The organism is Limnohabitans simekii (SeqCode) (assembly GCF_965234735.1).
GTDB classification, from domain to species: Bacteria; Pseudomonadota; Gammaproteobacteria; order Burkholderiales; family Burkholderiaceae_C; genus Limnohabitans; species Limnohabitans simekii.
Map to the genome: position 1 here is coordinate 209,346 of NZ_OZ248544.1, position 23,807 is coordinate 233,152.

20 protein-coding genes and 2 tRNA genes are annotated in these 23,807 nt (G+C 54.4%); 7 read left to right on the forward strand and 15 right to left on the reverse strand.

All coding sequences use genetic code 11. The features are described from left to right. The first annotated feature begins 12 nt into the window (after window positions 1-12). Genes AC8GFP_RS11690 through AC8GFP_RS11705 form a run of 4 tightly spaced genes read left to right on the forward strand, consistent with a single transcriptional unit; the run spans window position 13 to window position 5,366 of the window. The gene (locus AC8GFP_RS11690; RefSeq protein WP_506613377.1) at window positions 13-1,314 is read left to right on the forward strand and encodes an ABC transporter substrate-binding protein; all 1,302 of its coding nucleotides are present in this window, start codon (window positions 13-15) and stop codon (window positions 1,312-1,314) included. Between the two features lie 28 nt (window positions 1,315-1,342). After that, the gene (locus tag AC8GFP_RS11695) at window positions 1,343-2,506 is read left to right on the forward strand and encodes a CaiB/BaiF CoA transferase family protein (RefSeq protein ID WP_506613379.1); all 1,164 of its coding nucleotides are present in this window, start codon (window positions 1,343-1,345) and stop codon (window positions 2,504-2,506) included. A 9-nt stretch (window positions 2,507-2,515) separates the two neighbouring features. After that, window positions 2,516-3,712 carry a 3-hydroxybenzoate 6-monooxygenase gene (locus AC8GFP_RS11700; protein WP_506613381.1) on the forward strand — a complete coding sequence of 399 codons (1,197 nt, stop codon included), beginning with the start codon at window positions 2,516-2,518 and terminating at the stop codon, window positions 3,710-3,712. A 19-nt stretch (window positions 3,713-3,731) separates the two neighbouring features. After that, entirely contained in the window at window positions 3,732-5,366 is a 1,635-nt protein-coding gene (locus AC8GFP_RS11705) for an acyl-CoA synthetase (RefSeq protein ID WP_506613383.1), read from the forward strand. 18 nt (window positions 5,367-5,384) lie between these two features. On the opposite strand, the gene AC8GFP_RS11710 is transcribed toward AC8GFP_RS11705, so the two are convergent. From AC8GFP_RS11710 to AC8GFP_RS11750, 9 genes are all read right to left on the reverse strand, one after another. After that, a complete protein-coding gene (locus AC8GFP_RS11710) occupies window positions 5,385-5,603 on the reverse strand; it encodes a YbdD/YjiX family protein (RefSeq protein WP_506613385.1) in 219 nt (72 codons plus the stop codon). Window positions 5,604-5,605: 2 nt separating this feature from the next. Then, complete coding sequence (locus AC8GFP_RS11715; protein WP_506613387.1) at window positions 5,606-7,660, reverse strand: carbon starvation CstA family protein; 2,055 nt, start codon at window positions 7,658-7,660, stop codon at window positions 5,606-5,608. A gap of 70 nt (window positions 7,661-7,730) precedes the next feature. Continuing rightward, window positions 7,731-9,032 (reverse strand): MFS transporter, encoded by a 1,302-nt coding sequence (locus tag AC8GFP_RS11720; protein ID WP_506613389.1) that lies wholly within the window; start codon window positions 9,030-9,032, stop codon window positions 7,731-7,733. Beyond that, complete coding sequence (locus tag AC8GFP_RS11725) at window positions 9,029-10,000, reverse strand: branched-chain amino acid ABC transporter permease (RefSeq protein ID WP_506613391.1); 972 nt, start codon at window positions 9,998-10,000, stop codon at window positions 9,029-9,031. Before AC8GFP_RS11725 ends, AC8GFP_RS11720 begins: the two co-directional genes overlap by 4 nt. Window positions 10,001-10,015: 15 nt before the next feature. Further along, window positions 10,016-10,900, reverse strand: a complete 885-nt coding sequence (locus AC8GFP_RS11730) for a branched-chain amino acid ABC transporter permease (RefSeq protein ID WP_506613393.1) — start codon at window positions 10,898-10,900, stop codon at window positions 10,016-10,018. A gap of 31 nt (window positions 10,901-10,931) precedes the next feature. Further along, complete coding sequence (locus AC8GFP_RS11735) at window positions 10,932-12,128, reverse strand: ABC transporter substrate-binding protein (protein ID WP_506613395.1); 1,197 nt, start codon at window positions 12,126-12,128, stop codon at window positions 10,932-10,934. Window positions 12,129-12,169: 41 nt separating this feature from the next. Further along, window positions 12,170-12,883: an ABC transporter ATP-binding protein gene (locus tag AC8GFP_RS11740; protein ID WP_506613397.1), complete on the reverse strand. Its 714-nt coding sequence runs from the start codon at window positions 12,881-12,883 to the stop codon at window positions 12,170-12,172. Then, a complete protein-coding gene (locus tag AC8GFP_RS11745) occupies window positions 12,880-13,656 on the reverse strand; it encodes an ABC transporter ATP-binding protein (RefSeq protein ID WP_506613399.1) in 777 nt (258 codons plus the stop codon). The genes AC8GFP_RS11740 and AC8GFP_RS11745 overlap by 4 nt, the downstream gene beginning before the upstream one ends. A gap of 150 nt (window positions 13,657-13,806) precedes the next feature. Next, a complete protein-coding gene (locus tag AC8GFP_RS11750; protein WP_506613401.1) occupies window positions 13,807-14,619 on the reverse strand; it encodes an LOG family protein in 813 nt (270 codons plus the stop codon). 39 nt (window positions 14,620-14,658) lie between these two features. Here AC8GFP_RS11750 and AC8GFP_RS11755 point away from each other — a divergent pair, with 39 nt between their 5' ends. Continuing rightward, window positions 14,659-16,023 carry an MBL fold metallo-hydrolase RNA specificity domain-containing protein gene (locus AC8GFP_RS11755; protein ID WP_506613403.1) on the forward strand — a complete coding sequence of 455 codons (1,365 nt, stop codon included), beginning with the start codon at window positions 14,659-14,661 and terminating at the stop codon, window positions 16,021-16,023. A 41-nt stretch (window positions 16,024-16,064) separates the two neighbouring features. Beyond that, window positions 16,065-16,814 (forward strand): sulfite exporter TauE/SafE family protein, encoded by a 750-nt coding sequence (locus AC8GFP_RS11760; protein ID WP_506613405.1) that lies wholly within the window; start codon window positions 16,065-16,067, stop codon window positions 16,812-16,814. A gap of 31 nt (window positions 16,815-16,845) precedes the next feature. Here the strand turns inward: AC8GFP_RS11760 and AC8GFP_RS11765 are convergent, their stop codons facing one another. From AC8GFP_RS11765 to AC8GFP_RS11775, 3 genes are read right to left on the reverse strand one after another with little or no spacing between them, the layout of a single operon-like run. Further along, a complete protein-coding gene (locus tag AC8GFP_RS11765; RefSeq protein WP_506613407.1) occupies window positions 16,846-17,262 on the reverse strand; it encodes an aconitase X swivel domain-containing protein in 417 nt (138 codons plus the stop codon). Beyond that, window positions 17,259-18,542, reverse strand: a complete 1,284-nt coding sequence (locus AC8GFP_RS11770; RefSeq protein WP_506613409.1) for an aconitase X — start codon at window positions 18,540-18,542, stop codon at window positions 17,259-17,261. Before AC8GFP_RS11770 ends, AC8GFP_RS11765 begins: the two co-directional genes overlap by 4 nt. After that, window positions 18,539-20,002, reverse strand: coding sequence for an FAD-dependent oxidoreductase (locus AC8GFP_RS11775; protein WP_506613411.1), 1,464 nt, complete (start codon window positions 20,000-20,002; stop codon window positions 18,539-18,541). Before AC8GFP_RS11775 ends, AC8GFP_RS11770 begins: the two co-directional genes overlap by 4 nt. Window positions 20,003-20,073: 71 nt before the next feature. On the opposite strand from AC8GFP_RS11775, the gene AC8GFP_RS11780 reads away from it, so the two are divergent. Further along, a complete protein-coding gene (locus tag AC8GFP_RS11780; RefSeq protein WP_506613413.1) occupies window positions 20,074-21,069 on the forward strand; it encodes a Bug family tripartite tricarboxylate transporter substrate binding protein in 996 nt (331 codons plus the stop codon). A gap of 38 nt (window positions 21,070-21,107) precedes the next feature. On the opposite strand, the gene AC8GFP_RS11785 is transcribed toward AC8GFP_RS11780, so the two are convergent. From AC8GFP_RS11785 to lon, 3 genes are all read right to left on the reverse strand, one after another. After that, window positions 21,108-21,181, reverse strand: a tRNA-Cys gene (locus tag AC8GFP_RS11785). 38 nt (window positions 21,182-21,219) lie between these two features. Continuing rightward, window positions 21,220-21,295 (reverse strand) — tRNA-Gly (locus AC8GFP_RS11790). A gap of 51 nt (window positions 21,296-21,346) precedes the next feature. After that, window positions 21,347-23,764 carry an endopeptidase La gene (gene lon / locus AC8GFP_RS11795; protein WP_506613414.1) on the reverse strand — a complete coding sequence of 806 codons (2,418 nt, stop codon included), beginning with the start codon at window positions 23,762-23,764 and terminating at the stop codon, window positions 21,347-21,349. Window positions 23,765-23,807: the final 43 nt, after the last annotated feature.

Consider the following 23,807-nt stretch of genomic DNA (forward strand, 5'->3'; position numbering starts at 1 on the left):
AGGAGACGAGACATGAACACATTGAACAAACTGTTGTTGGCCGCATTGGTGAGTGGCTTGAGCCTGACCAGCATGGCGCAAACCAAGCCCACTGAATTGAAAATTGGCATCACCACATTCATGTCTGGACCAGCGTCTGTCTTTGGCGTGCCCGCCAAAGCAGCTGCTGAATTGATGATTGAGGACATCAACGCCCAAGGTGGCATTGGTGGCGTGAAGCTGTCGGCCACTTACATCGACGAAGGCGCTGGTGCCGACAAAATGCTGTCCGAATACCGCCGTGTTGTGCAAGAGATGGGTGTGAAAACCATGTTGGCCTCCATCTCCAGTGGCAATTGCAATATCGTCGCACCCGTGGCTGAGGATTTGAAAGTGCTCAACATTGCTTGGGACTGTGGCACCGAAAAATTGCTGGAAGAAAAACGCTACCAATATGTGGTGCGCACCCAAGCCAACGCCACCACCGAGATGGTGGCCACGGTTTTGTATTTGATGAAAACCAAACCCGATTTTGAAACCATTGCTGTGGTCAACCAAGATTACGCATGGGGACGTGATTCCTGGGAGATCTTCATCAACACTTTGCGGGTTTTCAAACCCAATGTCAAAGTGGTTGCCGAGATGTTTCCCAAAATGGGTGCGGCTGACTTCTCAACAGAACTGAGCCGATTGCAAGCGCTTAAGCCGGATGTGGTGCTCAATACTTCTTGGGGTGGCGATCTGGATACCTTTGTCCGGCAAGCATCTCAGCGCGGTGTGTTTGGACAAAAAACTTTGTTTGTTTTGCCCTTGCTGGAGAGTTCGCTTGAACGCTTGGGCGGCACGGTGCCTGCAGGCATCATTGCTGGCGCCCGAGGTGATCACTACTTCTTGCATCCAGAAACCAAGAATGATTCAAAACACAAAGCGTTCATCAATCAATTCAAAGCCAAAACCGGGGCCTATCCCATCTACTCCACCTACCACATGGCGCAAGCCTTGGTAGGGCTGAAGACGGGCTATGAAAAAGCCATCAAGACCAATGGCGGCAAGTGGCCCAGCACCGAGCAAGTGGCCGAGGCCATGCGCTCCATGGAATTCAAAACCTTTGGTCGCCCCATACGCATGCGTGCGGATGGCCAAGGCTTGGAAGACCAACTACTGGGCATCACCAAGCGCGTTCCTCAATATCCTTTTGCCGTGATGGACAAGATGATGATCGTTCCTGCCGAGTTGATCACCACACCGGTTGGTCAAAAATCACCTGCGTGGGTGAAAACCATCAACCCCGCTGTGTTGCAAAACAGTGCCTTGAAGATGGTTGACTTCAAGTGAGCCTGGCATTCAACGCCACCAGTTCACCATGACACGCTCATCTGTCAAACCCCTGGACCACGTGACGGTGGTTTCCCTGGAGCACGCCATTGCCGCGCCTTTTTGCACCCGTCAATTGGCAGACTTGGGCGCACGTGTCATCAAGATTGAGCGGCCCGAGGGCGGTGACTTTGCGCGAGGCTATGACCAACGTGCCCGCGGTGCCTCATCCCACTTTGTCTGGGTCAACCGATCTAAGGAAAGTTTGGCACTGGACTTGAAGAATCCAGAACATTTGAATGTCCTCAAGTGCTTGATTGGCAAGGCTGATGTGTTGGTGCAAAACCTGGCGCCTGGCGCAACTGCACGGATGGGTTTAGATGCTCATGGCTTGCGCCAGCAGCATCCTCGCTTGATTGTGTGTGACATCTCGGGTTACGGAAACGAAGGACCCTACAGAGACAAAAAAGCCTACGACCTGTTGATTCAAAGCGAGGCCGGTTACTTGTCGGTCACAGGTACCCCTGACACACCCAGCAAAAGTGGCAACTCGATCGCTGACATTGCAGCAGGGATGTATGCCTACACCAACATCCTGAGTGCGCTGATGCAACGCGACAAAACAGGTGAAGGTGCGCACATCGATGTCTCCATGCTGGAATCTCTGGCCGAGTGGATGGGCTTTCCCATGTACTACGCCATGGACCATGCCAGTCCGCCGCCACGCACGGGTGCATCGCACGCCACCATCTATCCATATGGCCCGTTTTTGGCAGGCGATGGTGTGAGCGTGATGTTGGGCTTGCAAAACGAACGTGAATGGCTGAGGTTTTGTGAAGTTGTGTTGCTGATGCCCGAACTGGCTAGCGACCCGCGCTTCAACACCAACAGCTTGCGCAATCAAAACCGACTGGACTTGCAAAACATCATCTTGAATGTGTTTGCTTCGCTCACCGCGAATGAGGTGATTCAACGCTTGGACGACGCGCCGATTGCCAACGCCCGCATGAACAGCATGGATGACTTGTGGGCGCATCCGCAACTCCAAGCCAGGCAACGCTGGACCCAAATCGATTCTCCTGTCGGCCCTCTTCCCGCGTTGCTCCCGCCCGGTGTGCAATCTGGTTTTGACTACACCATGGGGCCGATCCCCAGCGTTGGACAACACAATGCGCTCATTTTGCAAGAGCTGGGGCTGACCCTGGCTCCCTAGAATGGGCCCATGAAGATCTCATCGCTTCCGGTGTTGGTAGCAGGAGGCGGCATTGGCGGCCTGGCAGCTGCTTTGGCGCTGGCCCAGCAAGGCTTTGAAGTCAAAGTGCTGGAGCAAGCTTCGCAGATTGGCGAAATTGGTGCGGGCATGCAATTGGGTCCGAACGCCTTTCATGCTTTCGATGCACTTGGTGTCGGCGAACAAGCCCGCAGTCGGGCGGTCTACACCGACTACATGGTCATGCACGATGCCCTTGATGAATACCAAGTGGGCCACATCCCCACTGGCGACGCCTTTAGAAAACGCTTTGGCAACCCGTATGCCGTGATTCACCGGGTTGATGCGCACACCGCATTGCTCGAAGGTGTGAAGGCACAGGGACAGGTGGCGTTGCATACCAACACTGCTGTTCAAACCATCGAACAAGATGACAAGCTTGTCAGCGTCATTGATCAACACGGTCAACGACACCAAGGACAGGCCTTGGTGGCAGCCGATGGCGTGAAGTCGGTGGTGCGGGCCCAGTTGGTGGGCGACCCGCATCGCGTCACCGGCCATGTGGTGTACCGCGCGGTGGTTGACAAAGCAGATTTCCCACCTGCGTTGCAGTGGAACGCTGCCAGCATTTGGGTGGGTCCCAACTGCCACCTGGTGCACTACCCGCTCAGAGGGGGCGAGCAGTACAACGTGGTGGTGACTTTTCACAGCCGTGAAGTTGAAGAATGGGGCGTCACCGAAGGCAGCGCCGAAGAAGTTCAAAGTTATTTCAAAGACATTTGCCCCAAGGCCCGTCAATTGATTGATTTACCCAAAAGTTGGAAGCGTTGGGCCACGGCTGACCGTGATCCTGTTGCGCAGTGGACTTATGGTCGAACTACGTTGCTTGGGGATGCCGCTCACCCCACCACACAGTACTTGGCGCAAGGTGCCTGCATGGCGATTGAAGATGCCGTTACCTTGCGGGAAGCATTGAAAGCACATGACAACGATGTGCACCAAGGGTTTGATCTGTACCAACGCTCACGCATTGCGCGTACCGCCCGCATCGTGTTGGCATCCAGAGAAATGGGCCGCATCTACCACGCCAAAGGGGTGGAGCGCTTGGTACGCAACGATTTGTGGCGCGGCCGAACACCCGAGCGTTTTTATGACGCCATGGAATGGTTGTATGGCTGGCGTGTAGACAACTGCCTGCTGCCGTCTTGAACCCCAAAGGAATGGCTACATGACTTCAATCTTCGACCAACACCTTGATAAAAATCCAGCCAACTTTGTGGCGCTCTCTCCTGTGAGCTTTGTTGAACGCAGCGCCGAGGTGTTTGCCGATTTGGAAGCCGTCATTCATGGACAGCGTCGCTACAACTGGGGGCAGCTGCGCGACCGTTCCGCCAGACTGGCTGCTGCCTTACAAGCCGCTGGCGTCAAACGCGGCAGCACTGTCAGTGTGATGCTGTCCAACACGCCTGAAATGGTTGAAGCACATTACGCGGTACCCGCTTTGAATGCGGTTCTCAACACCCTCAACACGCGTTTGGATGCCGGTTTATTGGCATGGCAAATGAACCATTGCGAAGCCTTGGTGTTGATCACCGACACCGAGTTTTCGAGCACCATGGTCCAAGCCTTGCAGATTTTGAAGAACGAATTTCATCGCGATCTGTTGGTGATCGATGTGTGCGATACGGAGTACCAAGGTGCGGGTGAACGCATTGGCCACCACGACTATGAACACTGGTTGTTGCAACACGAACCTGTTGAAAAATTGCAAGGCCCCGCCGACGAATGGGACGCCATCGCGGTCAGCTACACATCGGGCACCACTGGCGACCCCAAAGGTGTTGTGACCCACCATCGCGGCGCGTATTTGAACGCGGTCAGTAACGCGGTCACGTGGCACATGCCACACTTTCCACGCTACCTGTGGACACTGCCCATGTTCCATTGCAATGGCTGGTGCTTCCCTTGGACGATTGCCATGCTGGGTGGTGTGCATGTGTGTTTGCGACGCGTTGAAGCTGCGCCTATCTTGCAGCGCATGATTGAACATCAAGTGGATCACTACTGCGCGGCACCCATCGTCCATAACTTGCTGCTGGCGGCACCTGCAGCCATGCGCAGCGGCGTGACTCAGGCAATCAAGGGCATGGTGGCTGGTGCAGCACCCCCTGCATCCATGATCGAAGGCATGGCCCAAATGGGGTTTGACATCACCCACGTTTACGGCCTCACCGAAGTTTATGGACCTGCATCGGTGGCTGTGAAAAGAGATGCGTGGGCAACCGAGTCGTTGTCGGAACAAGTGCGTCTCAATGGCCGTCAAGGTGTGCGGTATCCCTTGCAAGAAAGCATGACGGTACTAGACCCTGAAACCATGCAAGCTCTGGATGCAGATGGCACCAGCATGGGTGAAATCATGTTCCAAGGCAACTTGGTGATGAAGGGCTACCTGAAAAACCCGGCAGCCACGGCCAAGGCTTTTGAAGGCGGCTGGTTTCACACCGGTGACTTGGCGGTGCTGGAGCCAGACCGCTATGTGAAGATCAAAGACCGCAGCAAAGACATCATCATCTCTGGAGGTGAAAACATCAGTTCCATTGAAGTTGAAGATGCGCTTTACCGACATCCGTCAGTCATGGCCTGTGCCGTGGTGGCCAAGCCGGACAGCAAATGGGGGGAAGTGCCGGTGGCATTTGTAGAACTCAAGCCCCAAAGCGCTGTGACCGAAGCTGACTTGATCAGCCACTGCAAAACCTTGCTTGCCAGTTATAAAGCGCCCAAAGAAATACGTTTTGAGCTTATTCCAAAAACCTCAACAGGCAAAATTCAAAAGTTTCAGCTTCGGGAAAAATTGAAAACTTGAACCAACACTCAGACAGCATCAGCAGCAGCGGCTGATTCTGGTGGCGCCCTCGCCAAATCTGGCAGCTTGCCGTTCTTTGAAAAACTCCTCGTAATTCATGACCACTTTGTCTTCGCCATGAACCGTCTTCATGTGGTCAAGGTAATTTTGATAGCTGGGCACGCCCACCATCAGGTGGGCGGTTTGCACAAAATAGCCGTTGAGCGCTTTGAGCTTTTCAAGCACGGGGCCCGCCATGATCAGGCTGACTTCAAGTCACCAACCGCTTCTTGCGTCGTAGGTTGGTTGGATTTCAAGGCGATCAAACACTGCTTGATGCCATAGAAGACCACCGACAACAACACCAGCATGAACAGCGCTGCAAGACCAGCGTTGAGGTAGTTGTTGAAAATGATTTGATTCATTTGGGCCACAGACTTGGCAGGCGCCAAAATTTGATCTTGTGCCAAGGCGGCTTGAAATCTTTCGGCATTGGACAAGAAGCCAATTTTTGGATTGCTATGGAAGATTTTTTCCATGCCAGCGGTGATTGTGCAAATCAGCAACCATGTGGTGGGCACCAAAGTGACCCATGCATACTGTTGGCGCTTCATTTTGAACAACACGACAGTGCACAAGGTGAGTGCAATGGCAGCCAGCATTTGGTTGGAAATACCAAACAAAGGCCACAAAGTGTTGATGCCACCCAAGGGGTCAGAAACACCTTGGTACAGGAAGTAGCCCCAGGCACTGACACACAACACAGAGGCAATCAGGTTGCCTGAAATAGACTGCGTGTTTTTCAAGGCGGGGACAAAGGTACCCATCAAGTCTTGCAGCATGAAACGACCTACGCGGGTACCGGCATCCACCGCTGTCAAGATGAAAAGAGCTTCAAACAAAATAGCAAAGTGGTACCAGAAAGCCATCATGCCGGGCCCGCCAATGGCGGATGCAAAAATTTGCGCCATGCCCACCGCCAATGTGGGCGCACCACCTGTGCGTGAAATGATGGTGGATTCACCCACGTTACGGGCTGTTTCTTGCAACATTTCTGGGGTGATGAAGAAGCCCCACTGGCTGATGGCGGCGGCTGCTGATTCAGGCGTGGTGCCAATCAGCGCAGCTGGGCTGTTCATGGCGAAATACACACCAGGCTCGATGATGGAGGCAGCGACCAAGGCCATGACGGCAACGAAAGACTCCATCAACATACCGCCGTAACCAATCAAGGGAGCGTGCATTTCGTTTTCGAGCAACTTGGGCGTGGTGCCAGAAGAAATCAGGGCATGAAAGCCAGACACAGCACCACAGGCAATGGTGATGAACAAGAAGGGGAACAAGGAGCCGGACCAAACCGGTCCGCTGCCATCGACAAATTGGGTGACGGCGGGCATTTTCAAATCAGGAGCGACCACCAAGATGCCAATCGCCAATCCAATGATGGTGCCAATTTTCAGGAATGTAGACAGGTAATCGCGCGGTGCAAGCAACAGCCAAACAGGCAGCACAGAGGCCACTACACCGTAGGCCAACAACATCAATGTCAGTTGCTTGCCATCGAAGGTGAACATCGGTGCCAAGGTCGGGTCAGCCGCAATCTGTCCACCATAAATGATGGACAGCATCAACAAAACAAAACCAATCAATGAAACTTCTGCAATGCGCCCCGGCCTCAGGTAGCGGGAATAGATCCCCATGAAAATCGCAATAGGAATGGTGGCCGCTACCGTGAATGTGCCCCATGGACTTTCAGCCAAAGCCTTGACCACGATCAAAGCCAGAACAGCCAACAAAATCGTGATGATCATGAACGTGCCAAACATGGCAATCACGCCTGGAACCACGCCCATTTCCTCTTTGACCATGTCGCCCAAGGAGCGGCCATTGCGTCGAACAGAAATGAAAAGCACCATGAAATCTTGCACCGCGCCAGCCAAAACAACACCAACCAGCAACCAAAGCAAGCCAGGCAAATAACCCATTTGTGCTGCCAGCACGGGGCCGACCAAAGGACCAGCGCCCGCAATCGCTGCGAAATGATGGCCGAACAACACATTTTTGTGGGTCGGCACATAGTCCAAGCCGTCATTCAAACGCACGGCCGGTGTGAGCCTGTTGGCATCCAAACGCATCACGTTTTTGGCGATGTACAAGGCATAAAAGCGGTAGGCAATCAAGTAAATCGATATGGCCGCAGTCACGATCCACAAGGCGTTGATGCTCTCGCCTTGGGTCAGTGCAACAACACCCAGTGAAAACGCACCAAAGATGGCAATTGCCAACCACATTAGATGTTTACCAATATTGCTCATCGCACACTCCTCGCCAGTTGAACTGCCAAAAACTTACTGAATTCTAACAATCAAAAAAAAGTGGTCGACTTCAACGATTCACCAACTTACCGGGGATGGTCAACGTGATGGCCGCGCCAATGAGTAAAACACAAGCCAACATGTACATGCCTGAATCGGTCGACTGCGTGATCTGTTTGAGCCAGCCCACCACATAGGGCGCGACAAAACCAGCCAAATTGGCTATCGAGTTGATGGCAGCAATACCAGCAGCCGCCGCCGCTCCGGCCAGAAAAGAGGTGGGCAGACTCCAAAACAAGGGAATGCCTGAGACGATGCCCATGCAGGCCAAGATCAGTGCAAGAAAAGACAAATACACATTGCTGGCAAGGAGAACTGACAAGACCAAGCCAGTCGCCGCCATCAACATGGGAATGACCAGGTGCCAGCGGCGCTCTTTGTGTTTGTCAGCACTGCGGCCAAACCACAACATCGAAAAAACCCCCGCCAACCAAGGCACAGCTGACAGCAGACCAATGGTTAAATTGTCTTTGACACCCATGCCATTGATGATAGTGGGAAGCCAAAAGCTCACGCCATACAAACTCATGGCCAAACTGAAATAGATGGCGCTCATCACCCATACCCGTTTGTTCTTCAGCACAGCCATGACAGGCATGTGCTCTTTGGTTTGGTCTTCTTCTTCGATGCGCTGCGCCAGCATTTGACGCTCTGACTCGGAGAGCCACTTGGCATCGGTGATGCGATCGTCCAAATACCAATAAACCATGAATCCAACCACAATGGCAGGCAAAGCTTCTAGCAAAAACATCCACTGCCAACCTTGGTAACCCCAAACTTGGTCCCATGTTTTCATGATCCAACCCGACAAGGGGCCACCAATCACGCCCGCCAAGGGGATGCCCGTCATGAACAAGGAAACGATGCGGCCACGGCGTTGCGCAGGGTACCAGTAGGTGAGGTACAAAATGATGCCGGGGAAGAAACCAGCTTCGGCAACACCCAATAAAAAGCGAATCACATAAAACTGCATTTCAGTTTCGACAAACATCATGCTGGCTGAAATCACACCCCAGGTGACCATGATGCGTGCAATCCATCTGCGGGCGCCAACCCGATGCAAGATGATGTTGCTAGGTACTTCAAAAAAGAAATACCCAATGAAAAACATACCTGCGCCCAAGCCATAGACCACATCTGAAAAGCCCAAAGCGCTTTGCATTTGCAGTTTGGCAAAGCCGACATTCACCCTGTCCAGGTAAGCAATGATGTAACAAACCAAGAGAAAGGGGATCAACCGCCAAGTGACCTTCAAGTAGGTCGCGTCCTCTGAGGCACTGACCGAACTGGTGTTTGCTAGAGCTTGATTCATTGGATACCCTTTGAAGAAATGCGGTGCAGCAGTTCGCCAACAATCCCGCGACGGAACATCAACACACAAACCACGAAAATCAGACCGGTCACGATGGTCACAGACTCGCCCAAATTGGCAAACCACTCAACACCAGTGATGTTTTGCAAAAGCACACCGATTTCACCCATTTTGTTTTCCAAAACAGTGATGAAAAACGCGCCCAAAATCGGGCCCAAGACCGTTCCCAATCCACCAACCAAGGTCATCAGGACCACCAAACCAGACATGCTCCAGTGCACATCGGTGAGGGTTTCAAAGCCAAGCACCAACACCTTGGTCGCGCCAGCCAACCCAGCCAGTGCGCCAGACAGTACAAACACCAAGAGCTTATAGCGATTGACGTCATAGCCCAAGGAGATGGCACGCGGTTCGTTTTCCTTGATCGCATGAAGCACTTGGCCAAATGGTGAATGGATGGTGCGATGGATGAGCCAAAAGCCAAAAACAAAAATCGCCAACACCAAGTAATAGAGCGTCAAATCGTTTTTCAAATCGATCAGGCCAAACAAAGCACCCCGGGGAATTCCTTGCAAACCGTCTTCGCCGCCCGTGAAGGGCGCTTGCAAGAAAAAGAAATACAGCATTTGTGAGAGGGCCAAGGTGATCATCGTGAAGTAAATACCTTGTCGACGGATGGCCAAACCACCCATCAACCAAGCCATGACAGCGCCAAACAGGGTCCCAGCCAAGATGCCCAACTCGGGTGACCAGCCCAAATCACGCAGGACATAACCCGCGGTATAGCCTGCCCCACCTAAAAAAGCAGCATGCCCAAAGGACAGCAAACCGGTGTAACCAATGAGCAAATTGAAGGCGCAAGCAAACAAAGCAAAGCACAACAACTTCATCATGAAAACGGGGTACACCACCATGGGGGCCAACACGCCTGCCAACAGCAACAATGTGAAAACAATGGCTTTGTTCATCTGCATCAGTCTCTTTTATTTCTCTTTTCCAAACAGGCCAGCAGGACGCAACCACAAGACCACGGCCATGATGATGAAGACCACCGTGCTCGAAGCCTCGGGATAAAACACCTTGGTAAAGCCTTCGATGACACCCAAGCCCAGCCCCGTGAGGATGGAGCCCATGATGGAACCCATGCCACCGATGACCACCACAGCGAACACGACGATGATGAGGTTCGAGCCCATCAGCGGGGCCACTTGGTAAATGGGTGCTGCCAAGACGCCAGCAAAAGCGGCCAAGGCCACCCCGAATCCATAGGTGAGTGTCACCATCAAAGGCACATTGATGCCAAAGGCTTCGACCAATCGTGGGTTTTCAGTACCCGCGCGCAAATAGGCGCCCAACTTGGTTTTTTCAATCACAAACCAAGTGGCAAAACAAACCACCAAGGACGCAACAACCACCCAAGCGCGGTAGTTGGGCAAGACCATGAAATTCAAATCGGTGGCGCCTTGTAAAGCCTCTGGCACGCTGTAAGACAACCCCGATGACCCATAGATCAAACGAAACACGCCCTCAATCATCAAGGTCACACCAAAGGTCAATAACAAACCATACAAGTGATCCAGTTTGTACAACCACTGCAGCATGGTTTTTTCAATCAACACACCAAACGCCCCGACCACCAAAGGGGCTATCCACAACATGTTCCAGTAAGACAACTCGAAATAGGTGAAGCCCATCCAGGTGACCATGGCACCCATCATGAACATAGCACCATGCGCAAAGTTGATGACATTGAGCAACCCAAAAATGACGGCCAAGCCCAAACTCAAAATGGCGTAAAAAGAGCCATTGACCAAGCCAAGCAAAAGTTGGCTTAGAACAGCGGACAGCGGGATGCCGAAAAGTTCCATGTTGAATGCGATCTGATGGATGAAGGATTGCTTATTTTTTCAACAAAGCGCACTTGGAATCAGACAAGGGCGTGAAGGCTTGTGCGCCAGGCACCATGGTGAGTTGCTTGTAGTAGTCCCAAGGCTTGGTGGACTCAGACGGTTTTTTGACTTGCAACAAGAACATGTCGTGAACCATGCGCCCATCTTCGCGGATAAAGCCGTTTTTGGCATACATGTCGTTGATCTTGTTTTTCTTCAACATCGCCAGAACTTTGTCCGCGTCATCTGAATTGGCGGCCTTGACAGCCTTCAAGTAGGTGAGTGCCGCAGAGTAATTGCCCGCTTGCACACTGCTGGGCATGCGCTTGAATTTTTCAAAAAAGCGCGCAGCAAATTGGCGTGTCTCCTGATTCTGGTCCCAATACCAACTGTCGGTGGTCAACAAACCTTCGGTGTTTTTCAAACCCAAGGCGTGGATGTCGTTGATAAAGACCAGCAAACCAGCCATCTTCATTTTCTTATCCACGCCAAACTCTTTGGCAGCCTTCATGCTGTTGACGAAGTCGCCACCGGCATTGGCCAAACCCAATACCTGCGCTTTGGAACTCTGGGCTTGCAACAAGAAGGACGAGAAATCAGAGGCATTCAGAGGATGTCGCACCGTGCCCATGACACGACCGCCATTGCCCTTGACCACATCAGAAGAATCTTTTTCCAAGGAATGTCCGAACGCATAGTCAGCCGTGAGAAAGAACCAATCTTTGTCCCCCCGATCTATGATGGCCTTGCCTGCTACTTTGGCCAAAGCCACGGTGTCATAGGCATAGTGAATGGTGTAGGGGGTGCATTCTTCGTTGGTCAAGCGAGCAGAGCCTGCCCCAATATTGATGTAGATGCGCTTCTTTTCTGCCGCCACTCGGCTGGTGGCCAGGGCCGTCCCAGAGTTGGTGCCGCCTAAAATCATGGCCACGTTTTGTTGGTCAATCCATTCACGCGCTTTGGATGCGGCGATGTCGGCTTTGTTTTGGTGGTCGACCGTCAAGAGTTCAATGTTGCGGCCCAAAACTTTGCCGCCAAAATCAGCAATCGCCATCTTGATCACTTCGGCACCTGCAGGTCCATCAATATCTGCATACAAACTCGACATGTCGGTGATAAAGCCGATTTTCAAGGGTGTATTTTGCGCATGCGCCGCAAACAAAGCAGCGGAACAAACTGCGGCAACGAGTATTTTTTTGAATTTCATTTGTAACTCCTCAAGTCATCTGAATTGGATTTGGCAGGCCATCAAACGCCCAGTAATTCGTTCAGTGCTGACATTTGACTTTGCAATTCATCGGCTGAGAATTGCAAAGCCACCTTGCCATGCTCAATCACGTAAAACCGATCGGCCAAAGGTGCTGCGAAATGAAAGTTTTGCTCGACCATGACAATGGTGAAACCTTGTGCTTTCAAGGTGGTGATCATGCGAGCCAAGGCCTGCACAATAACTGGCGCCAGACCTTCTGAAATTTCATCAAGGAGCAACAAATTGGCACCGGTGCGCAGAATCCGGGCCACCGCCAACATTTGTTGCTCGCCACCCGACAAACGCATGCCGGGGCTGTGTTGCCGTTCTTTCAAATTGGGGAACATGGCATAAATGGCATCCAGCGACATGGGCTTGCCACGGCCAGATACCACTGGCGGCAACAACAGGTTTTCTTCACAAGACAAACTGGCAAAGATACCGCGCTCTTCGGGGCAATAACCCACACCGTGGTGCGCAATTTTGTGGGTGGGCAAGCCAATGGTTTCTTCGCCATGCAAACGAATGGAGCCTTGCCGTTTGCCCACCAAGCCCATGATGGCTCGCATGGTGGTTGTTCGGCCTGCCCCATTGCGACCCAACAGCGTGACCACTTCACCAGGCTGCACTTGCAGACTCAAGCCATGCAAGATGTGTGATTCGCCGTACCAGGAATGAAGGTCTCGAATTTCCAGCGCTGGCACTTGGCTCATGCGTGTGCTCCTGCCAGCACGCCGTCAGCCGTGCCCATGTAAGCCTCCATCACCAAGGGGTTTTTCGAGACTTCGTTGTAGCTTCCTTCAGCCAACACAGCGCCCCGTTGAAGCACTGTGATTTTGTCGGCAATGCTGGCGATCACATTCATGTTGTGCTCCACCATCAGGATGGTGCGCCCGGCCGAGACTTTCTTGATGAGTTGTGTCACCCGTTCCACATCTTCATGACCCATGCCTTGGGTGGGTTCATCCAGCAACATCAACTCGGGGTTCATGGCCAAGGTGGTGGCAATTTCCAGGGCACGCTTGCGGCCATAGGGCAAATTGACCGCCATTGTTTGGGCAAAGTCGGTCAGATCCACCTCGGCCAACAACGCCATGGCCTGGTCATTGAGTTGATTCAACGAGGCGTCACTGCGCCAAAAAAAATAGGAAGTGCCGAGTTGGCGTTGCAATCCGATGCGCACGTTGTGCAGCACCGTCATTTGTGGGAACACGGCTGAAATTTGAAAAGATCGAATGATGCCCCGGCGTGCAATTTGAGCTGGTTTTTCAGCCGTGATGTCCACGCCATTGAAAATGATTTGACCACTGCTGGGTTCTAGGAATTTGGTCAGCAAATTGAAACAGGTGGTTTTGCCGGCACCATTGGGCCCAATCAAAGCATGGATGTGACCTCGCTGAACACTCAGATTGACATTGCTTACAGCCACAAAACCTTTGAATTCTTTGGTCAGTGATTGGGTAACGAGGATGGGGGAATCAGACATGTCTAGAAGAAGCCGAGGCGAAGATATCCAAGCATTGTCGCCCTAAAAATATGCGGTTGGCACAAGACATTCCCTTATTTTTCCGGGTCCGAGCTGGTTGAAAAACCATCTTGATGACAAGAAAAAGGGAGATTTTCAGAATAGAAGCCGTCACAAGCCGTGAAAAGTCTTGATTTGCGCCCATGCCTGCGCCGGATCGTCGACGAAGTGAAACCAGTCCAAATCTGCGGCTGAGATGGTGCCCTCCTCTACCAAGGCCTCAAAGTTGACAACCTTTTTCCAGTAGGCCGTGCCATAAAGCAAGACGGGAACCCTTTTGGACTTGCGCGTTTGAACCAGCGTGAGGATTTCAAACAATTCATCCAAAGTGCCGAAGCCACCTGGAAACGCAACGAGTGCTTTGGCCCGCATCATGAAGTGCATTTTGCGAATCGCGAAGTAATGAAACTTGAAGCTCAAACCTTCAGTCACATACGGATTGGGCTCTTGTTCGTGGGGCAACTCGATGTTCAAGGCGACCGATGGCGTACCAGCTTCTTGTGCCCCACGGTTGGCTGCTTCCATGATGCCCGGGCCACCGCCGGTGCAAATCGTCAAGCGATCGCAGGCTGGTAGTCCAGCACAGCCCTGTGACACCAAGCTGGCAAAAGCCCGTGCAGCTTCGTAATAGCTTGAATTTCGAACTGCCAATGCGGCCTGCGCTTGCAGGACAACATCGCCCTGCGTTTTGGCATGCGCCAGCATGGATTGCGCCACCTCCAAGGACACAAATCGTGCACTGCCAAACACCACCACGGTGTGCTCAATGCCCGCTTCAGACTGCATCAAGTCGGGCTTGAGCAACTCCAACTGCAAACGAATGCCTCGCGCTTCACGTCGCAACATGAACTCGGGATCGCCAAACGCCAAGCGGTGCGCTTGGGGTTTCAAATCCAAGCTTTCTAAATCAGGCATGGTTTTCATGGCTTCATTCTCAGGGAAAAAATCCTTCTATGATGAAGCATGAGCCTCAACATCCGTTTTCTAGGCGGTGCAAGCACCGTCACAGGGTCTAAATACTGCGTCGAGCATGATGGCAAACGCGTGTTGGTGGACTGTGGTTTGTTCCAAGGTTACAAGCAATTGCGCTTGCGCAACTGGAACCCGTTACCGCTGCCCGCATCTGAAGTGGATGCGGTCATCTTGACCCACGCCCACTTGGACCACAGCGGCTACGTGCCCTTGTTGGTGCGCGAGGGTTTCAGGGGTCGGATACACGCTACTTCGGGCACCCGCGACTTGTGCAACATCTTGTTGCCCGACAGTGGGCATATTCAAGAAGAAGACGCCAACTTTGCCAACCGACATGGCTTCTCCAAGCACACACCTGCACTGCCGCTTTACACCAAGCTGGACGCGAAAAACTGCATCAGCCATTTCCACACTGAGAAATGGGGCCAATGGTTTGAGCCCGTCAAAGGCTGGAAGGCCCAGTTCAGTTCGGCTGGTCATATCTTGGGCGCATCCAGTTTGTTGTTGGAAGTGGCTGGCAAACGCATTCTGTTTTCAGGTGATCTGGGGCGTCCTGACGACAGCCTCATGAATGCACCGGCGGACCCACCGCAGGCCGACACGGTGTTGATCGAATCCACCTATGGCGACCGCAGCCACCCCAAAGACAACTTGAATGCTGAATTGGCTGTGGCCCTCAAACGCGTGGCAGCTCGTGGCGGCGTGGCGGTGGTGCCGGTGTTTGCCGTGGGCCGCGCACAGGCCGTGTTGCACAGCATCGCGCAGCTCAAAGCACAAGGCGACATTCCTCATGGCCTGCCCGTGTTCTTGGACAGCCCGATGGCCATCCACACCACGGCCTTGTTTGACAAGCACATGGGTGAGCATCGGTTGAGCGCTGCCGAAGTGCAAGCCATGGACCATGTGGCGACCATGGTGGAAACGCCCGAACAATCCAAAGCCCTGATCAAACACCACGGGCCGATGGTGATCTTGGCGGCCAGTGGCATGGCCACTGGCGGGCGGGTGTTGCACCACTTGGCCAACTACGTGGGAGACCACCGCAACATGATTGTCTTGACGGGCTATCAGTCGCCTGGCACCCGCGGTGCCACCTTGGCCAGCGGCAGCCCGACCATCCGCATGCATGGCAAAGACCTGAATGTGAAAGCTGAGATTGTTCAACTCAGCTCGGCCTCCGCCCATGCGGACGCCAACCAATTGCTCGACTGGCTGAAAAAAATGCCCAAGCCACCCTCTCAGGTCTATGTGGTGCATGGCGAAAATTCAGCTTCGGACACCTTGCGTCAACGCATTGAACGCGAATTGAAAATACGCGCTGTGGTGCCCGAGCACGACGCGGTCTGGCCAGGGTGAACGACTTGACCTTGTCACTCACAACGACTCGCTTTTGACCCATGGTGGTGGACAGTTATCTCGTGCTGGCCAGCTTTGCCGCCTTGCTGATCGGTTTATCCAAAGGCGGACTGCCCACCATTGGCATGCTGGCCGTCCCTGTGTTGTCGATGGTGATCTCGCCCGTCAAGGCTGCGGTGTTGTTGTTGCCCATCTATGTGATCTCGGACATGGTGAGTGTTTGGCTCTACCGCCGAAATTTCAGCCTGCCTAATTTGAAGGTGTTGGTGCCCGCAAGCATGGTGGGCATTTTCGTTGGTTGGTTGACCGCCGCCTACACATCAGACAGTGCCGTCAAACTCTTGATCGGTTGTATTGGCATTGGTTTTTGCCTGAACATCTGGCTGCGTCAATCACCGCAAGCCGCCCAAGGCGTTGATAGGAAAAAAGGTGCTTTTTGGGGCGCATTGGCCGGTTTTACAAGTTTCATATCTCACGCCGGTGCCCCACCCTTTCAGGTGTTTGTCCTGCCACAACAACTTCCCAAAGCTGTTTTTGCTGGCACTGCAACGATTTTCTTCGCCATCGTCAATTTGGTGAAGGTGATTCCCTACCAACAGCTCAATCCTTATTCATTGGCCGACTTGACACAGGCCGCATGGTTGATTCCTACGGCCTTGGTGGGGACGTATGTTGGCGCTTACCTGACCAAAATCATTCATGACAAATGGTTTTTTCGATGGGTGCAAATCGCCTTGATGTTGGTGTCCATCAAACTCTTGGTTGATGGCGTTCAAGGCTTGTGGTTTTGACAGACTTCAACAGAAAACCCATTGATGCGCATCAAGATCGGCTCACTGTGACCACCCCATGGACGGCATCGACATGGACCCAATCGCCGGTTTGAATCAGCTGCAACGGGTCTTGGTCAAAGTCGGTCATCGCGGGCGAGTGGCTCACCACCGCGCCCAAGGCCACCTTGGTGCACATCAGGTTGAACAACCAAGCGGCTGGGGCCATGCCCATCAAACGTGCGGTGTGAAATTGCGCAGACCATCCCGATGAACCCTTGGCCCCTGGAAACACCAACACCTTGCCCGCAAAGGATTGACCACGCAGTGGATGGCGTGTTTCAACGATGGTGCCGGTGCGCGGATCGACACCGCCCCAGCCCGAAATGGGCTCGGTGCTGACCAGCGCTTGGGCCGACACCACACCGGGCACGACCACCCTGCCCTTGAGCTGGAACTCAGTGCTCATGCGTGGCTCCAAACACCCGTGCAAGCGGCGTCAATGCATTGCGCCGTCGTGCCAAACCAGGCTTGCACGCCCAAGATGGCGGGCAGGTAATGCGCTTGCTTGGCCGAGTCCAAGGCCACCACCCGTGTGCCAGGTGGCACAGCGCGGCTCATGGCCGAGCAGCTGTTGGTGAGGATTTTCACGCCCGCTTGTTCCAAGGCCACAGTGAGGCCCTGTGCATCGGCCTGTGACTTGATGTCATGCGGCGTGAAGAGCCACAGCGCAGATTGCGCACTGATACGGCGACCGTTCAGAAGTTCCAGAGCACGCTGCATTTGCGCCAAGTTGTAATGCGGGCAACCCAGCATCACATAGTCCACTTGGGTGTTTTGGGTTTGCCCGTTGAGTTTGTCCAAGGTTTGCGCACGTGCTTGGGCGTCGTAGATGCGCACTTCACCCTCTGGATTGCCGCCAAAAGCTTTGGCCCAACTCGGCGCTTCGGGCGTCACGCCCACCAAATGAAAAAGCTCGACGCCACCCGAACTTGAAGCGGCTGCGCCAAAGTGTTTCAGACTCGCCAAATCGGGTTGATGCTGAACGCCGTCCAACACCGCCACTTGGTTTTGCACCCAATGGCCCATCCAGTAGCCCAGCAATCCCCAATCCTCATTCGTCTGGGGGGTGCATTCAATTTTCACGCCCACCTGCCCTTGGCGGTTCTCATCCAAATGCAAACCCCATCTTGGAATACGGCAGGTCAGCATGGCCGCGCTGGTGCTCTCACGCCCCTCGGTGTTGGTACGCGCCCCCAACACCGAATTGGCATAGACCACGGCCGAAGATTCCATCCACGCACAGTGCTCGCCAAAGGCTGGCACATTGCCCACTTGATAAGGTGTGCAGGTGTTGATCATGTTCACGCCCATGCGGGCCACCACCGCTTCACTGCGCCGGTAAAACTGCACGGTTTCTTCGCTCACACCCATCTCTTTGGGGTGGTTCGGATCGAAACCCAATTGCAAGTGAAAACTCTTGGCCCGCACTTGCGGCACTTCCACCACATCCGCCGTGTCTAAGTTGAATTCGCTGAACACCGCGTCAAAGCCGCCCTTGGCCATGGCGAAGTCGCGCATGAAGGGCGTCGTGGCGGTGACGGTGCCGCAGACATTGCGGGTTTCCACAAAATCAGCTGCCCCCAGGGCATTGCCATAGCGAATCAGCAAGTCCATGGCTTTGGCCACGGCCGCGCCATCGCGCCCGTCTCGCATGGCTTTTTCTTCTTCGGTGAGTTGCATGCTCATGCCTGCACCTGTTGGGCGCTGGTTGTTTCAGCCTCAGCAGGTGGTTCTGAAGCGTTGTGGGGGCGCAGGTAAACGCCTTGCGCCAACAAGGCTTGCTGCAATTCGGCCACGTTGACATGGCGCGGCTGAATGCCGTGTTGCACCGCCAACGCCGCTGCCACGCCAGCGGCTTGCCCGGTGATCCAGCACTGCGGGATTTCACGCATGAAGCCATGCGAATTGCGATCACAGGACACATGGCGGCCACAAGCCAACAAAGCGTCGAGCTTTTCAGGCACCAAGGCGCCATAGGGAATCGAGATGTTGGGAAACTTGGGCGACACCGCAGGCGTCACACCAATCTCGGTGGGCAAGGCCACACCATCCGACCAGCGACTGCGCAACACCGCATCCACGCCCGTCAAACGGCGGGCATGGCGCACACCAATTTGCGGCGCGGACAACATCAGGTAGGCCTGCTCGAAGCCTGGCGCATGGGCTTTGTAAAACGCCAAGTGCGCGTCCATCGCCATGTGCGAGCGGATTTCCACCGCCGTCAAATCGTCCACATTCAAGGCGGAATAACCTGCTTGCCGTGGCCCCATGAACAAAGCCACATCATTGCGCCAGGACACAAACGGCCGGTCAAACAGGCCACAGGCCTCACGCCCTTTTTGCATGAAGTCGCTGTAGGCCTCGGGCTGCTGGGCGCGAAACGCGATCCAGCGGTTCATATCCACACCCGCAAACATCCAAGAGGTGTTCATGCAATGGTGCACATCCTCTTCTTCAATGTCATTGGTGAAAGCAGCTCCGGCGCGGGCAAACATATCGCCATCGCCAGTGGCATCAATCACCACATCGGCCAAGATGGCCATGCGCCCTTCCTTGCTCTCGAAGGCCACGCCTTTCAAAGCACCGTCTTTCATCAAGGGAGCCGCCACCCACGAGTGATAAACCAACTTCACTTGGCGTTCCAACAAAATCTGCTGCGAGAGCAGCTTCAGTCGCTCGGGGTCGATGGTGGGCGACCAAGTGACGATGCCGTGGTAAGCCGCAGTGCGAAACGACCAATGTTTGGCGGTGTCAGCGTCTTGCGAGCCCCAATCTGCGGGGTCCGGACCGGCCACAGCGTCGGCAGGCAAACGATCAAACAATTCCTTGGCAAAACCACGGATCACCAACTCGCCCTGCCAGTCGGTCATGCGGTCGATCCAAATCACCAAGCCGCCGGTGGAGAGCCCCCCCAAGTGGTTGTAGCGCTCGAGCAAAACCACATCCGCACCCTGCTTGGCAGCAGCAGCAGCCGCCGCCGTGCCCGAAGGCCCACCGCCCACCACCAAAACCTGACTACGGCGGTAGATGGGGATGTTCTGCGCGTCTTCTTGCCAAAAACCCAAGTCTTCACGTGCTTGTTGCGCATCACGGCCAAACACATCGGCTGACAATATCCGTTCATCCGTGCGTGTAATGGTTTTCATCATGATTTTGGTGGTTTTGTCGGGTCAGCGTCATCAATAATCGATGATATTGCACACAGCCAGGATCAGCCATGACGCCCCACCCTTTATTTCAACGACGCCTGCTCGGCGCGGCTTTGCTGACCGCCCTTTTGAGCAGCCCTCTGGCTTGGGCTCAAAACAGTGGTTTGCAAGCCGACCGCCCAATTCGACTGGTGGTGGGCTTGGCCGCGGGTGGTTCATTGGATGCCCAAGCCCGCGCCGTGGCCAAACGCATGGCGGAAATCAGCGGTATGCAGGTGATCGTTGACAACAAACCCGGGGCCAGCATGATGATTTCGGCTTTGGAAGTGAAAAAGGCCAAACCCGATGGCCACACCTTGTTGTTTGCGCCCTCCTCGGTGTTCACGCAAAACCCGCACACGCTCTCCAACGTGCAATACAACCCGTTCACCGATTTCACACCGGTCAGCATCATCAGCCGCGGCCCCTTGGTCTTGACCGTGCACCAGTCGCTGGGCGTGCGCACCGTGCCCGAGTTGTTGAGTTGGGCCAAAGCGCACCCCGGCCAGTTGAACTTTGCCTCATTTGGCACCGGCACCTCGTCGCATATTTACGCTGAAGCCTTTGGTAAGACCGGCAAAGTACCCATCACCCACATCCCCTACAAAGGCACGGCAGACGCCGCCAGCGACCTGCTTGAAGGCCGGGTGCAAGCCTATTTCGACGCCGCACCCACAGCGATTCAAAATGCACAAACCGGCAAAATCGTCATCATCGGCGTGGCATCCGCCAAACGTTATTCAGTCATGCCCAATGTACCCACCATCAGCGAGCAAGGGATGCCCGGACTCGACCTGACCAGTTGGCTGGCCGTGGTGGGCCCCGCCGGCATGAGCGCCGACACCACCCGCAAACTCAACGACTGGCTCAAACAAAGCCTGCAAACGCCGACGGTGAAAGATTTCATTGCCAAAGGCGCTTATGAAGCATCGCCCTCCACCCCCGCCGAATTGGCGCAAGAAATGAAAACCGCTTATGACAAATGGGGCGAGATGGTGAAGATGGTGGGCTTGGTGAAACAATAATGAAAAAAGCCACTGTTTTTCAACAGTGGCTTTTGTTTTGGAGGCGTGGGCCGGAGTCGAACCGACCTACACGGATTTGCAATCCGGTGCATAACCGCTTTGCTACCACGCCGTTAAGAGAAAAAAGGGAAGCATAGCTTCCCTTTGAATTGGAGCGGGAGACGAGGCTCGAACTCGCGACCTCAACCTTGGCAAGGTTGCGCTCTACCAACTGAGCTACTCCCGCTTGAGCGGCAAAGTATAGCCGAAAAACGACCCACTTTGCACCGACCTGCTTTCAATGTTTCACAGATGCCGCTGCTGGAATGTCTGCCTTGGCAGGCGCAGCCACCACCGGTTCTTCATCTGGCAAAGGGGTGGGCATGCGCACCAGGGAAATTTCCAAGACCTTGTCGAGCCAACGCACCGGAACGATCTCCAAATTCTGTTTCACATTGTCTGGAATCTCTTGCAAGTCCTTGATGTTCTCTTCCGGGATCAGCACGGTTTTGATGCCACCGCGCAGTGCCGCCAGCAGCTTTTCTTTCAAGCCGCCGATGGCCGTGACTTCACCACGCAAGGTGATTTCACCCGTCATGGCGACGTCGCTGCGCACCGCAATGCCGGTGAGGGCCGACACCATGGCCAAGGTCATGGCGGCACCGGCACTGGGGCCGTCTTTGGGCGTGGCGCCGTCTGGCACGTGGATGTGGATGTCGCTCTTCTCAAAGGTTTCAGCCTTGATACCCAGCGAATGGGCCCGGCTGCGCACCACGGTGCGGGCGGCTTCCACTGACTCTTTCATCACGTCGCCCAAGGAGCCGGTACGGATGATGTTGCCCTTGCCTGGCATGAGCGCGGCTTCGATGGTGAGCAAGTCGCCACCCACCTCGGTCCAAGCCAAACCGACCACTTGCCCGATTTGGTTTTCTTGCTCGGCGCGGCCGTAGGTGTATTTGCGAACACTCAAGTAGTCGTTCAAGTTCTCGGCGTTCACCTTCACCAAGGGCGTGAGCGATTTCAGCAGCAAGGCCTTGACCACCTTGCGGCAGATTTTGGAAATTTCACGTTCCAAGGAACGCACACCCGCTTCCCGGGTGTAGTAGCGCACGATGTCGCGCACCGCAGATTCTTCAATCAGCAACTCTTCTTCCTTGATGCCGTTGTTCTTCAACTGCTTGGGGATCAGGTAGCGCAAGGCGATGTTGATTTTTTCGTCTTCGGTGTAGCCTGAGAGGCGAATGACTTCCATGCGGTCGAGCAGCGCGGGCGGGATGTTCATCGAGTTGGAGGTGGCCACAAACATGACGTCGCTCAAATCGAAATCCACCTCGGCGTAGTGGTCGTTGAAGGTGTTGTTTTGTTCGGGGTCGAGCACCTCAAGCAACGCACTTGAAGGGTCGCCACGGAAGTCTGCGCCGAGCTTGTCGATTTCGTCGAGCAAGAACAAGGGGTTGCGGGTGTTCACCTTGGTCAGGTTTTGCAGCACCTTGCCGGGCAAGGCGCCGATGTAGGTGCGGCGATGCCCACGGATTTCGGCTTCGTCACGCATGCCACCCAAGGCCATGCGCACGTACTTGCGGCCGGTGGCTTTGGCGATGGACTGACCCAAAGAGGTTTTGCCCACGCCAGGAGGGCCCACCAAACACAGGATGGGCGCTTTCACTTTGTCGACGCGTTGCTGCACCGCCAAATATTCGAGGATGCGGTCTTTGACTTTTTCCAAACCGAAGTGGTCTTCGTTCAACACCGCTTCGGCATTCATCAAGTCGTGCTTGATCTTGGTTTTTTTGCTCCAAGGCAAATTCACCATGACGTCGATATAGTTGCGCACCACCGTGGCCTCGGCCGACATGGGCGACATGAGCTTGAGTTTTTTCAACTCGCCTTCAGTCTTTTTACGCGCCTCAGGCGACATGCGGGCGGCTTTGATCTTTTTCTCGATCTCTTCAATGTCCGCGCCCTCTTCGCCTTCACCCAGTTCTTTTTGGATGGCTTTGACTTGTTCGTTCAGGTAGAAGTCGCGCTGGTTTTTTTCCATTTGGCGCTTGACGCGACCACGGATGCGCTTGTCCACATTCAGGATGTCGACTTCGCGTTCAAGCTGTGTGAACAGGTTTTCCAAACGGGCTTTCACCTCCGGCAAGTCCAGCACGGCTTGTTTGTTTTCCAACTTCAGCGGCAGATGCGCTGCGATGGTGTCGGCCAAACGGCCAGCGTCGTCGATGCTGGCAATGGAGGTGAGGATTTCGGGCGGAATTTTTTTGTTGAGTTTCACGTACTGGTCAAACTGCTGCATGACCGCACGGCGCAAGGCCTCCACCTCGGTGTCCTGCTCGGCTGCGGCAGGCAAGGTGACCGGGGTGAGGTTGCAACTGAAGTGCGTCGGGCCGTCTTCGATGCGATTCACCGTGGCGCGTTGCTGGCCCTCGACCAACACCTTCACGGTACCGTCCGGCAGTTTGAGCATTTGCAAAATGGTGGAGACGCAGCCCACCTCGAACATGTCGGTGACCAAAGGCTCGTCCTTGGCCGCTGCCTTTTGCGCCACCAGCATGATGCTGCGGTCGGCGCTCATGGCAGATTCCAGCGCCTTGATGCTCTTGGGTCGCCCCACGAACAAAGGAATCACCATGTGCGGAAACACCACCACATCGCGCAACGGCAACAAGGGCAGATCCATGGGTTCTGAAGGCAGGGGGGTTTGTCCGGACATGGTCAAACTTCCAATCTAAAAAAAGGGGCAGCTATTGCCGCCC

What these genes read in the sequence shown, in the direction of transcription:
- AC8GFP_RS11690 (WP_506613377.1), top strand. Translation starts at nt 13, where the DNA reads ATGAACACATTGAACAAACTGTTGTTGGCCGCATTGGTGAGTGGCTTG.
- AC8GFP_RS11695 (WP_506613379.1), top strand. Translation starts at nt 1,343, where the DNA reads ATGACACGCTCATCTGTCAAACCCCTGGACCACGTGACGGTGGTTTCC.
- AC8GFP_RS11700 (WP_506613381.1), top strand. Translation starts at nt 2,516, where the DNA reads ATGAAGATCTCATCGCTTCCGGTGTTGGTAGCAGGAGGCGGCATTGGC.
- AC8GFP_RS11705 (WP_506613383.1), top strand. Translation starts at nt 3,732, where the DNA reads ATGACTTCAATCTTCGACCAACACCTTGATAAAAATCCAGCCAACTTT.
- AC8GFP_RS11710 (WP_506613385.1), bottom strand. Translation starts at nt 5,603, where the DNA reads ATGGCGGGCCCCGTGCTTGAAAAGCTCAAAGCGCTCAACGGCTATTTT.
- AC8GFP_RS11715 (WP_506613387.1), bottom strand. Translation starts at nt 7,660, where the DNA reads ATGAGCAATATTGGTAAACATCTAATGTGGTTGGCAATTGCCATCTTT.
- AC8GFP_RS11720 (WP_506613389.1), bottom strand. Translation starts at nt 9,032, where the DNA reads ATGAATCAAGCTCTAGCAAACACCAGTTCGGTCAGTGCCTCAGAGGAC.
- AC8GFP_RS11725 (WP_506613391.1), bottom strand. Translation starts at nt 10,000, where the DNA reads ATGAACAAAGCCATTGTTTTCACATTGTTGCTGTTGGCAGGCGTGTTG.
- AC8GFP_RS11730 (WP_506613393.1), bottom strand. Translation starts at nt 10,900, where the DNA reads ATGGAACTTTTCGGCATCCCGCTGTCCGCTGTTCTAAGCCAACTTTTG.
- AC8GFP_RS11735 (WP_506613395.1), bottom strand. Translation starts at nt 12,128, where the DNA reads ATGAAATTCAAAAAAATACTCGTTGCCGCAGTTTGTTCCGCTGCTTTG.
- AC8GFP_RS11740 (WP_506613397.1), bottom strand. Translation starts at nt 12,883, where the DNA reads ATGAGCCAAGTGCCAGCGCTGGAAATTCGAGACCTTCATTCCTGGTAC.
- AC8GFP_RS11745 (WP_506613399.1), bottom strand. Translation starts at nt 13,656, where the DNA reads ATGTCTGATTCCCCCATCCTCGTTACCCAATCACTGACCAAAGAATTC.
- AC8GFP_RS11750 (WP_506613401.1), bottom strand. Translation starts at nt 14,619, where the DNA reads ATGAAAACCATGCCTGATTTAGAAAGCTTGGATTTGAAACCCCAAGCG.
- AC8GFP_RS11755 (WP_506613403.1), top strand. Translation starts at nt 14,659, where the DNA reads ATGAGCCTCAACATCCGTTTTCTAGGCGGTGCAAGCACCGTCACAGGG.
- AC8GFP_RS11760 (WP_506613405.1), top strand. Translation starts at nt 16,065, where the DNA reads ATGGTGGTGGACAGTTATCTCGTGCTGGCCAGCTTTGCCGCCTTGCTG.
- AC8GFP_RS11765 (WP_506613407.1), bottom strand. Translation starts at nt 17,262, where the DNA reads ATGAGCACTGAGTTCCAGCTCAAGGGCAGGGTGGTCGTGCCCGGTGTG.
- AC8GFP_RS11770 (WP_506613409.1), bottom strand. Translation starts at nt 18,542, where the DNA reads ATGAGCATGCAACTCACCGAAGAAGAAAAAGCCATGCGAGACGGGCGC.
- AC8GFP_RS11775 (WP_506613411.1), bottom strand. Translation starts at nt 20,002, where the DNA reads ATGAAAACCATTACACGCACGGATGAACGGATATTGTCAGCCGATGTG.
- AC8GFP_RS11780 (WP_506613413.1), top strand. Translation starts at nt 20,074, where the DNA reads ATGACGCCCCACCCTTTATTTCAACGACGCCTGCTCGGCGCGGCTTTG.
- lon (WP_506613414.1), bottom strand. Translation starts at nt 23,764, where the DNA reads ATGTCCGGACAAACCCCCCTGCCTTCAGAACCCATGGATCTGCCCTTG.